Origin of the sequence: Nocardia sp. NPDC058499 (assembly GCF_042719915.1) — a bacterium.
GTDB lineage: Bacteria > Actinomycetota > Actinomycetes > Mycobacteriales > Mycobacteriaceae > Nocardia.
The window spans coordinates 261199-272429 of record NZ_JBHXMZ010000007.1 but is presented as its reverse complement, the minus strand read 5'-3'; the positions used below and the strand labels follow the sequence as shown (position 1 = coordinate 272429).

General features: G+C 68.9%; 6 protein-coding genes. 1 reads left to right on the top strand and 5 read right to left on the bottom strand.

The window, feature by feature from the left end; genetic code table 11:
- Window positions 1-57: 57 nt before the first annotated feature.
- From eccA to ACFWPH_RS22555, 3 genes are all read right to left on the bottom strand, one after another.
- Window positions 58-1815: a type VII secretion AAA-ATPase EccA gene (eccA, locus tag ACFWPH_RS22565; protein ID WP_378754021.1), complete on the bottom strand. Its 1758-nt coding sequence runs from the start codon at window positions 1813-1815 to the stop codon at window positions 58-60.
- A 544-nt stretch (window positions 1816-2359) separates the two neighbouring features.
- Window positions 2360-4066 (bottom strand): hypothetical protein, encoded by a 1707-nt coding sequence (locus ACFWPH_RS22560; protein ID WP_378754019.1) that lies wholly within the window; start codon window positions 4064-4066, stop codon window positions 2360-2362.
- Window positions 4067-4081: 15 nt separating this feature from the next.
- Entirely contained in the window at window positions 4082-5050 is a 969-nt protein-coding gene (locus ACFWPH_RS22555; protein WP_378754017.1) for a C40 family peptidase, read from the bottom strand.
- 192 nt (window positions 5051-5242) lie between these two features.
- On the opposite strand from ACFWPH_RS22555, the gene ACFWPH_RS22550 reads away from it, so the two are divergent.
- A complete protein-coding gene (locus ACFWPH_RS22550) occupies window positions 5243-6373 on the top strand; it encodes a hypothetical protein (protein ID WP_378754015.1) in 1131 nt (376 codons plus the stop codon).
- Window positions 6374-6679: 306 nt separating this feature from the next.
- On the opposite strand, the gene ACFWPH_RS22545 is transcribed toward ACFWPH_RS22550, so the two are convergent.
- Window positions 6680-8617, bottom strand: a complete 1938-nt coding sequence (locus ACFWPH_RS22545; RefSeq protein ID WP_378754013.1) for a type VII secretion target — start codon at window positions 8615-8617, stop codon at window positions 6680-6682.
- Between the two features lie 86 nt (window positions 8618-8703).
- Complete coding sequence (locus ACFWPH_RS22540) at window positions 8704-11226, bottom strand: hypothetical protein (protein WP_378754011.1); 2523 nt, start codon at window positions 11224-11226, stop codon at window positions 8704-8706.
- Window positions 11227-11231 lie beyond the last annotated feature (5 nt).

Genomic DNA, 11231 nt, shown 5'->3' with positions numbered 1-11231 from the left:
CCCCGGCGCCGGATAGTTCCCAACGCTGGGAATGCCCTTCGAGGTGAACGAGTGGCGTTAATTTCCGGCCGGTGCCAGCCCCTGCAGTGCCGCGGTGATATCGAAGGCGTCGACGGTCATCAGTTCCTCGTCGGTGAGCGCCGCGATATCGACATTGTCCCGGGTGAACCGGAAATCGCGCTCGGCCTCGGCGGCCTCCACCACATTGCGCACGAACCGGCCGTTACCCGCCAGGTCGATGAGTCGCCGGCCGTTACGGCTCTGCTCCGACATCTCGGTGCACCGGTCGCGCAGCACCTCACGCGCCTGATCGGACAGGATGGAATCCTTCTTGCCCGCGATATGGTCGGCGATCTGCACCAGTTCGGCCGGATCGTAGCTGGGGAAACGGACCCGTTTGGTGAAGCGCGAAGACAGCCCCTCGTTCGATTGCAGGAACCGATCGATCTCCGCCTCGTAACCGGCGATGATCACGACGAGTTTGTCGCGGTCGTTCTCCATCCGCGCCAGCAGCGTATCGACGGCCTCCTTACCGAAGGCGTCACCGCCGGAGAGCCCCTCCTGGATCAGGGTGTAGGCCTCGTCGATGAACAGCACGCCGCCGAGCGCCGAATCGATCAGCGCGTTGGTCTTGGGTGCGGTATGCCCGAGGTGTGTGCCGACCATATCGTTGCGCGACGCCTCGATGACCTCGGCGTTCTCGACCACGCCGAGCCCGGCGAAAATCTTCGCGATCACCCGGGCGATGGTGGTCTTACCGGTTCCGGGCGGGCCGGAGAAGATGAGATGGTTGGACCGTGAATCCACGGCCAACCCGCGTTTGGCACGTACCTGATCCATCAGCACGCCGGATTTGAGCCGGTCGACCTGTTCCTTGACCGAATCCATACCGATCTGCGAGTGCAAGAGGTTCGATGCTTCCTCCAGGAGTTCATCGCGTTCGGCCTTGGCCGCGCTCGCCGCCACCTCGGCGGGATCGTCGCCCGATTTCGGATTCCAGATATCGGTACGGGAGGCGATCACCGCGGGCGTGGTCACCTCGAGCCGGAAGTTCTTATCGCGGACGGCCTGCTGCCACTGCGGGCGATTCGGCCACAGACCGGATCCCTGCAAACCCTTGAGCAGTCTGTCCGCCGTCTCGTGTTCACCGCTGTGCCGCTGGATCATGCCCAGCAGGTAGTGCGCGTCGGCCCAGATATAGGAAAGATTGCCGGATTGGCTGTCCTCCACGATCCGCTGGGCACGGGGCAGTGCCTCACCGAACCGGCCGAGATGCGCGAGGGCACTGGCGGCCATCAGTTCGGCGGCGATATCGAGCAACCCGTCCTCGAGTACCGGCTTCGCCGCCCGTGCGGTGAGCACATCGGGCCAGCGGCCGGTGCGATAGAACAGCGAAATCCGGGCGAAATCGGCGACATCGTCGCCGCGGAGTTCGTCCAGGATGGATTCCGCCTCTTGCCATTCACCACCGTCGGCGTATGCGCAGGCCTGCGATATGGCTATCTGGTCGCGGTCGGCCATGGCTACCCGCAGGCCGAAGACGCCGATCTCCACCTGACACCACAGCGCTCGGTCGGCCAATCCGGCACGTTGCTGGTCGCGGTACAGATTGTGGGAGGAGCGGTAGGCGCCGTAGATGACTTCCGGGGTGATCTCACCCGCCATCGCCCGGCCCAGCCAGGCATCGCACATATCCGGATCGAGATCAGTGGCCGCCGTGAACGCGGCGCGCGCATGTTCCTCGTTGCGCACCCCACCGGCGACCAGTCCCAAACTCTGCACGCCCGTGTAGAACGCGTCTTCGGCCGCTGACAACTCGGACTTCCCTTCCGCCGACCCTCGTCTGATGGCAGGGTATGTCACGACGGACCCACCCACTCCCCGACCATTTCCCCCCACTGGGAAGTGCAGGCGGGTGACGGCGGCGTAAACGGATTGCGGCGATTGCCGGATATTGCTCGGCCGCGATCCCGCACGGCTCGCCGCCCGCCCGCACACATCCGGCTTACTCGTCTACCCCTTGCTGAGCGGCTCAGGATACGACGGCACGGTATCAGCGAATCCGTGCCGGACCTCGACCGACCTCCAGCCGGTCCCGAAGCCCGCCGGACGCTGAACAATTCGAAATGCAGTGCCTTTCACTGTTACCTGTTCGCCTCACGCCGACTCGACAAGGAACACGGCGCGCCCCACCGCCGCTTGCCGAACCCAACGGTCACTACAACGGTTATAGCGCCGTTATTGAACGGCACGTTATTGAGGTATATAGTAGCGGGCAGGTCATCAGTTCCCTCATCCCTGATGACCTGCCCGCGGCGGCCGGTGGAAACAGCGAGCCACTGGCCGCCGCACTCGACTATCAGCCGCGCGGTGGACCTTCCTCCCGCAACGGAGGCGCCGAAACCACTGCGGCCCGCCCGGCTTCGTCGCGTTCCGGCTCGGGGGCGACCACCGCGGCCGTGCCGGGTTCGCTCTCCGCACCTTCGGGCTTCGCCCGCGATCCGGAGAGCGCGGTCGAGGGCGGTGCGGTCTCCTTCGCCGCCACGACCGCAGGGCGCGGCGGAACCGGTTGCGCCGCCGCCTCGTCCGGCTTCGACCACGGTGTCGGTGTGGAGACCAGTTCATTGGCCGGCCGAGCCCAGGGACTCCCCTTACGCAGGCCACCCGACCGACTCGCAGCGATACCCGCACCAGGCGCTTTCGTCACCGGCGCCGGACCTGCAGCGCGATTCGCCTGCCCGGTGGCCTGTGCGGCGGGCCGGTTCCACGGATTCGGCTGATCCCGTGCCTGACCGCCCGCGGTGGAGCCGCCCGGCGGCGCTTCGGCCCGGTCACCCGGCACAGTGTGGGGCGTGTTTCCGGCAGCCTCCCCCACACCTGCGGCCGAAGGGCCGGCCGGGTCGACCGCGGTTGCTGCCCGGGCAGGCTCGGGGGACGCGGGAGCCGGCCCCCGCGCCGAATCCGCTTCGGCACGGATACCGGCAACCTCCGGTCCTGGTGCGGCGGCCGGCGTCGGCGCGGCCTCGATGGGCGACCCCGTCTCGGGCCGGGCGGCGGTCGCCGGGAGCGGCCCGATACCCGGCGCCGATGCGCCACCGGGCGCCGCCGCCCCACTTCCGTCCGGCGCGGTCGATCGCGGCGGGCTCTCGGCCGGATCCGGGGTGAAACTCTCTCCCGGAAGATACGCACCCCGAGCAGGCCCGGGTATCCAGTTCCGCTGAGCCGGGTTGTCGGCCGGGACACCGGAACCCGGCGCCCCACTCGGCGCGACAGTCGGCCCCGGGCCGGTCGTACCGGGCCGGCCGCCGGCAGCGGAAGGCGTGGCGACCTCCGGCGGGCCGACCGGGGTACTGAAATCGAGCGCCGCGACATTCTCACCGAACTTGGCCGCATGCTTCATGATGTCGTCGGCATGATCATCGAGAACCTGGGCGTAGCGCCGGAGCTCGTCCGGGTCGACGAGCACCACGTCACTGCCTCCGGGATCCACGCCCAGCATATCGGCGCTCGCGCCGTACACCGCGCCCTGGATCATGTCCGAAACCGCCGCTTCCAGCGGTTCGATTGCCTTGCCCAGCACCTCCGCCACGATGTACCCGACGAGCACCTCCTCCATGGCACCGACCAACCGCCGAGCCGCCAGCGCCAAGCTCTGGCCCAGCGCGGCCGAGGTTCCGGAGGTGACCACAGTGGCGGCCATCGCCGCGGTATAGGCGGACGCGAGCAGCGCGAGTTCGGCCAGCACCGCCACCTTCACCGCAGTGATCACATCCGCGGCGATCTCCAAGGCGGTGGCGACGATCCTGCACAACTCGTCGAGCCGCTCCATATGTGTGGAGCTCAGTTGCGCCCAGGACGCCACCAGGGCGCGATACGACTGCCCCTGATAGACCCCGCCCATCTCGGAGATCGTGCCCGTGGCCGATTCGTGCGTTTCCGAAACCTCGTCCGCGAAGGTGCGCACATGCCCGGCCAGCTCGCGCACCTGGTCCTCATCGATATCCGGGTAGGGCACACCGATGAAGTTCAGGAACACCACGACTTCATGGGGTAGCTCGATGGCCAAGGTCGAGAATCCTGCTCAGACGACCCGGATCACCACAGCATCAGGGGGCATGGGCGAATAGGTTACCGTGGCGCCCGAATACGGCGCTTCGATCACCATCCCGTTTCCGGCGGCCAACTGCACATGTTCGGGCCCGCGGGCGCTGAACGATCCGGCCGGGAACACCAGATCGCCTGCCCGCACATCACGTGGATCGATACGTTCGCCGGCGTAGATCTGTTCATAGGTGGTCCGCGGTAGCACCACTTCACCATCGGTGGCCCGGGCGATGGCGTACTGGGTCAACCCGGAACAGTCGAATCCGCCGCCGCTGGGGCCGCCCGCGCCCCCGCCGCCCCAGATGTAGGGCAGACCCAGGGCGCCGTCCGCGGCCTGCGCCGCCCGGCCGCCTTTCGTCTTGTCCCAGTTCCGGCGGGTGCGCCGGCGCACCGGTTGTGTCCCGACCTGCTGGCCCGACACCATTCGGGGTCGCCGGCGGCGGCGCCGCTTACGGGGGGCCGGCGACGCGGTGTGTGCGCGGCGGCCGGCGAGCGCCACCGGCGGAATGATCTGCGCCGCCTGTCTACGTGCCGCGTCGATATCGGCGTTCACCTGCCTGGTCGCGTTGGCGATGGTCTGCTGGGCCGAATCGAGCAGTGCCGGACCGCTGAATCGCGTATCACCGACCGCGGTGATGGCCTGGATACGCGTCTGCAGATCAGAGATCTGGGTCGTGAGGATCCCGCGGCCGTTCAGCGTGCCGGTGCCCGACTCGGTGACCGTCTTGCCCACGATCCCGTCACGCCCGTGCTGTGTTTCCAGCACGGTTCGATGGATGCCCAGTTTGTCCCCGTATCCCTGGGCGCCGATGCCGGAAAGCCGGCTCAGATCGGTGGCCGCACTCTGCGATAACGCCGCCGAGACACGGTCGGCGGGCTGCCCCGCTCCGTACAGTCCGAGCAACTCCTGCAGTACGCCGTGCACATCGTCGGTCAGTGCGGGCATTCGATCAGCTCACCCTCGCCCATCGCACCGACATACCTCCCTGCCCCGGCACCCCGGGCAACTTTTCGGCAATACAGCCCTCTTATTTGTTTCGACTATGCGACAACACCCGCGTGAACGACGGTGGTCCTATTCCCATCCTCAGGAAGACAAGACAATGAAGGAGACAGCACGGGAGGGCGACGACAGCGGATGGATACAGCAACGACCGACGCGGATCTCGAAACCCCCGATACCACCCCGGAGACCAGGACCGGAGACACCGGCCCTACGGGGCAACGGCTCTCGAGCACGTCCGGTTCGGCGGAATCCGGGCCCACCACCGCCCTGGACGGTAACCGGGTACTGGCCGCCGAGAGCACGACCACGAGCGAAACCACCGGGACGCCCACTGCGGCGAAGGCGGAGAACGCGTCCGGTTCCGGCGCCGCCGCCGGTACGTCCGGTGGCTTGCAGGCCATCTCCGCGCCCGGTGGCTCGAAACCGTTCTACAAAATCTCGCTGGTACGACTCCCCGATGAACCGGATGTCAACGCGTTCATCGAGAGTGCGGAGCAGGCGATGCAGAAGTCGGTGGACATTCTCGGCTTCGGGCGCACCGATCCGCCACCACCTCCCGCGAGCGGAAAGACCCCGGACAAGGTACAGGCTGCGAACCTGCCGGGATCCGGCAGAGGATTCGAACAGTATCAACAGCAGGTGATATCCGCGGGCGCCCGGCAGGACTCCATGGTCGATATGGATGCCCAGGTAGGCGGCACTTCACAGCGGGTTGCGGCCGAGCAGGCTCAGACGCTGTTCGCCATCCAGCACATCGAGGCCGACCTCAACGCGGCGTTGCGGTCGGTCCGGGGAAAGAAGCTCAACGCCGCCCAGCAGGCTGCCGTCTTCGACCATATCGCGGCAGCGGTAACGGCCGTCCACGACAAGGTCAGTGCGGCGCAGGACACGAATATCGATGCGGCAGGCGGAGGTTCGGGCGCCGGTAGGTCGGGCGGAGCCACTCAGGCCGGCGCGGCCATGGGGAACGCCATGGGTGGTGGCCTCGGGTCGATACTGCCGATGCTGGCCATGCCTCTCATGACGCTGCTGCCCGAACTCTTGGGGCAGAAGGAGAAAGACGAAGAGAAGGATGAGGAGGGCGAGGCCCCGGCCGGCGCACCGGCGCCGTCCCCCGGCACTCCCACACCCATCGACCCCACCGCTCCACAGGGCGCATCGCCCACCCCTGGGGAGGCGGCACCACCGAACGGGAACACGCCGCCGGGGACCCCGCAGACCGATATCCCCTACGGCCCGACACCTCCCAGCAAACAGGTCTGATATTCCCGGGGGCGATCGCACGGGCGGGCGATCGCCGATACCGGATTCGAACGGCCGCGGCCCCCTGGGACTCCGGACGTGGGCAGCTGCGGACGGCCGCAGGCACCGGATGGCCGACCGCCATGGACACCGGTCGGCGGGCAACCGAACGGCGGCCGCTGCCGCGCTCGAGTGTTGCCGAATCCGTCACCGCCCGAACAGGACAGCGGTCCATGCGGAATCAGGCGATGTCATGCCGTCGGCTGATCAGCGATCGGCCACAGCGAATTCGCCGACTATCCGCACTACCGCGCAGTAGGCGCTGACTCAGTAGGTCTGCCGAGTTTCCGGCGGTGGCGCGACCGGCGGCGCAACGGCACCCGCCGGCGGACCGGAGCCGGTCTCCGGAGCAGACACCGCACCGGTCGGAGCGGTAACCGGGGAGCCGGCGGCCCCGGCAGGACGCTCCACCGCAGTGTCCACACCGGCCGCCACGGTGGCCGGCTGCATCACGAAAGCGGGATGCTCCAGGATCTGGCTGTGCGCGTACACGGCGTCACGGAGCACCTGACGATCCGGCTCCTGGTTCAGCAAGGCCACCAGCTCATTGCAGCGCCGCTCCCAGACCAGCGCACGCAGCATGGCGACCTCGTCATCCACTCGGATGGCGCCGAGATCGACCCGGCCCACATCGACCCGCTGCGAGACCATGGTTGCCGCCAGCAGATCGTCGGCGTCCCGGAGTTCGTCCCACCAGGATGCCGGAATCTCCTCGGCTCGTTCGACCTTGGCCAGGATCCGGTCCCGGAGCGCACGGGTCCCGAAGGCATCTCGATAACCCGGTATCGCGAGGCGACCGAGCTGGGCGTGGGCATCCACCGCGAGCCCGACAGTTCGGGCACGCACGTCCGAGTCTGCCACGGCCGCTACCGATTCCAGCGCCGGGACCGACCCGGTGATCCCGAGCCGATCGGCGGTGTCGGGGGTGAGCACCTGCAAGTTCACGTCGGCGGCGGGCCCGACGAGCCCCTCCATGGCCGCGTCGCCGAGCCGGCCGCGCAGACCGGGGTCGATCGGGCCCGACGAAACGAGTGCGGACAGGGAAGCGTTGGCCTTCGCACCCCAGGCCCGGCCGAATTCGGCCAGTACCCGTGCGGGGTCCGCGACTCCTTCCCAGGGGGCGGCTTCGTCTCCGTCGGCGCCGAGTAGTTCGTCCCACAACCACGGCGTGGAGACCTGCCGTGGGAGGTACAGCCCGGCCGGCAGCCAGCCGCGTCCCTCGTTCGAGGTGATGAACATTCCGGCACCGGCCGGACCGCGCAGCACCGCCACCGCCCAGGTCATTCCGACCTGGGAATCGGTCGCCGCCAGCACCGCACCGAGCAGGGTCCGGGCGAGTACCAGGTCCTCGTTCACAGCATCGCCCACGATGTAGTTGGGCTCGGCTTCCCGGTCATTGGCGGCCGATACCGCCGAATTGAACGGAGTCGGGACAACCGGGGGAACCCCGTGCCCGTCCGCTGTCGCTCCGGACGGCGGCGCGGTGGAGCCGCGGTCCTCGCCGCCGGAACCGACGCCTGCCGGCATACCGGTGCCGACCATTGCCCCCGGAGGCACCGTGCCGGTTGCCCCGGCAGGGCCCGTCCCCGTCCCTGCCCCCGCCCCGGTACCGGCAGCGGCAGGTGTTGCGCCGGAGGCAGCCGTGTTCTCACCGGCAGGCACAGCCCCGGGTGCGGACGTGGCGCCCGGCGTCGCAGCGCCCGCGCCCGATGCCGCCGGCGTTCCGGCGCCTGGCTGGTCGATCCCACTGGGCGGTGTGGTGCCCCCGGGCACCGCACCCGCGGACCCGTTCGGCAGGGCCGCACCGGCCGTCCCGGGGCTTGCGGTGGTATTTCCGGCCGGACCGTTCACCGATGGAGCGGGGCTGCCGAACATCGTGTCCGTCCGGCGGTTGTCGCCGTCCGGATCCTCGAGCGCCGCCGCGCCCGCGGCATCGGTCCGTTCGTAGGTGTCCGCGGATTCGCGCAGTGATCGAGCGGTTTCCTCGTGCTCCCGGGCAAGGGCTTCCCCTGCCCGCAGGCGGGCGGTGTAGTAGCGTTCCAGCGCCTCTTTCACCGGGTTGGCGATCTTGCCGTAGGTGGGTTCGAAATTGGCGAGCCAATCGGAGGGCGGCTGCGCCCATTCCCGTGTCTCGGCCGCGACCTGATCGTGTTGCAGTGCCAGCCGGCGCAGTAACTCAGGGTCGATATCCAGCCGTTCCGGCATGCCCGATCAATCCTTTCCACCACCGACCCCCCAATTGTCGATCCTTCCCAGCATTGGGGAGTTGGGGGATGGCAGGCGGTCTCGGGTCACCGGGCTCCGCCGGTCGATACCGCGCTCCGGCGCGGCACGGGCACAGCCGCCGGGGGCTGCGCGAAATACGGATGCGTCAGGATCTGCGAATGTGCGTAGACAGCGTCGCGCAAGGTCTGCCGTGTCCCGCCCTCGGCCAGCAGCAGCACCAGTTCGTTACATCGGCGATGGAAGGTCAGCGCACGTAACACCGACAATTCCGAATCCGGCTCGAAATCTGTGGCAGCGGCCCGTAACTCACCGAGCGCGATCCGGCTGGTCACGGAGCGATGCCCGAGCGCGGTCGCCGCGATCAGATCGTCTGCGTCCTGCATCTCCTCCCACCAGCCGGCCGCGAACTCACGGCCGTCCCGCAGGGCCCGCAGAATCCGGAGCCTGATCTCGGGAGCACCCATTGCGTCGACCGTCCGGATACCCGCCCGCTCGACCCGGATATGCGCATCGACTGCCAGCTCCAGACATCGCCGCGCCACACCGTGGTCCGGAACCGACGTCGCCCGATCGAGCAGGCGCGCAGAGGCGGTGAGCCCCAGGCGATCCAGCATCCCGGCCGTGGGGTTGCGCAGATCCATGGCATCCGAGGCGCCCACCGACCCGGCCAGTGCGACCGTTGCGAGCTGTCCGCCGAGCACCGGATCGATCGGCCGGGAGGACGCCAGCGCGGACAACTTGGACCCCGACCTCGCACCCCAGGCCATCGCGAACTCCACCAGAACGCGCGCCGGATCCGCGATACCCTCCCAACCGGACTCCTCGGCCACCGTCCACAGCCACGGCAACGACAGCTCCGCCGGCAGATACAACCGCGCCGGTAGCCATCCGCGACCCTCGTTCGAGGTGACGAATGCGCTCACCCCACCCGGATGCCGTAGCACGGCCACCGCCCAGTCCACACCCACCACCCACGGGTCGGTGGCGGCGCGGATACCGCCGAGCAGAGTACGGGCCAGGACCAGGTCGCCGTCGACCCGCTCCCCGACGACGAACGCGGGCGCGGCCGAGGCGACCATGGCCGCACCCACCGCGTCCTGCACGACTTCCCCCGCACCGCGACGCTTGTCCCCGCCCGGATCAGCGTCCGGCAGCGCACCCGGACCTTTACCGCCGGGCGCCACCACGCCGGGCGTATTTGCGGCGCTGATCGCCTTCCCGGTTGCACCGGCACCCCTATGCGCCTCGATCGGTCCCGCGGCACCACGCGACCCCTGTGTGCTGGACACCGCGGCCGAACCGGCCGCCGAGCTCGTCGCCGAACCGGCCGAGCCCGGCCCACCGCTCGCAGCGGTACTCCTGGTTACCGCCGGTTCCGCACTCGCCGCGTTCGCCGGGCCTGCCGATCCCATCGCCAGGCCGGCCGCGAGCATGCCGGGCGTCACGCTCATGGTCTGGCCGGCGGGGGCATCGGTCTGCGCATCGACGCGCGAGATACCCGGATCCTCCGGAACTGTCCGGGCTCCGGACTCGGTCGCGGAAGCCTCCGGATCACCTGCGGGCTCGGCTTCGGCGGGCAGATCCGCGGTGCGGCCGGTCGTTTCATTCTCGCCGTCGGCAGGCGGATCATCAGCAGGTACACCGGTCCCGCTGTCGGAATCGAGGGCCGGCACGGTGGTACGCGGCCCGGGGGGCGGCGCGCCACCGAGGGTTTGCTCCTGTCCTTCGACGCCTTGGCCGGGTATCGGCGGCGCGGGCATTCCGGTAGGTGCATCGTGTTCGCCCGCTACCTCACCCCCGGGCGGCTGCTGCACAAGATCCGGCGCCACCGGATCCGGTGTCAGCAGATCCCAGAAGAAATCGATCAGCACCCGGCCGAGCCCGGCATCCGGCGGCACCAGACCGGTCAGGCCGGGATTCCGGTGCCACGTACCGGAATCGAAACCGGAACCCGGCTCCCAGTGGTGACCGTTGTCGCCGGGAGCACCGGCACCCGGCGCACGGGGAGCCCGGCCGGGCGCCGCGCCACTACGCCACGGACCGGGCTGCCCCAGCGCCTCGGCGATATCGTCCAATCGCGGCAGGCCCTGCGGGCCCAGCGAGCGCAATGCGGCCGCGACGATATCTTCCACATCGTCCCGTGCTTCGGTGAGAATGGCCTCGGTGGTCTGCCGGTCCGTCTCGGCCTCGGCTTCGTCGTCCACTTCCCCGTCGTCGTTGTTGTCGCCGCGGGTGGCCGCATCGATCCGATCCGCGGCATCGTCGACCACATCGAGAATCTGGTTCCGGGTGCGCCGCACGATATCGCCGAGCGTGCCGAAGGTATCGGCCGCGGCCGTCAACGCCGCCGCGAATGCTCGCGGATTGTTCTCCAGGGCGACCAGCGCCAGCCGGATATATTCCAGGCCGGCCGACTGCTGAACCGTTTCCTCGAAGGCGCGCCGCGCCTGCTCGACATCGGAAAGGTTCAGCGCTGCTGCGCCTTCCCGCGCGGCGATCTCCAGAGCGTGCCAGGCAGACGGCGGTATCTGCGGCCAGTTGTCCCCGACGATCCGGTCCCAGTGCGGACTCGATTGCTCCGGTGCCATCGTGG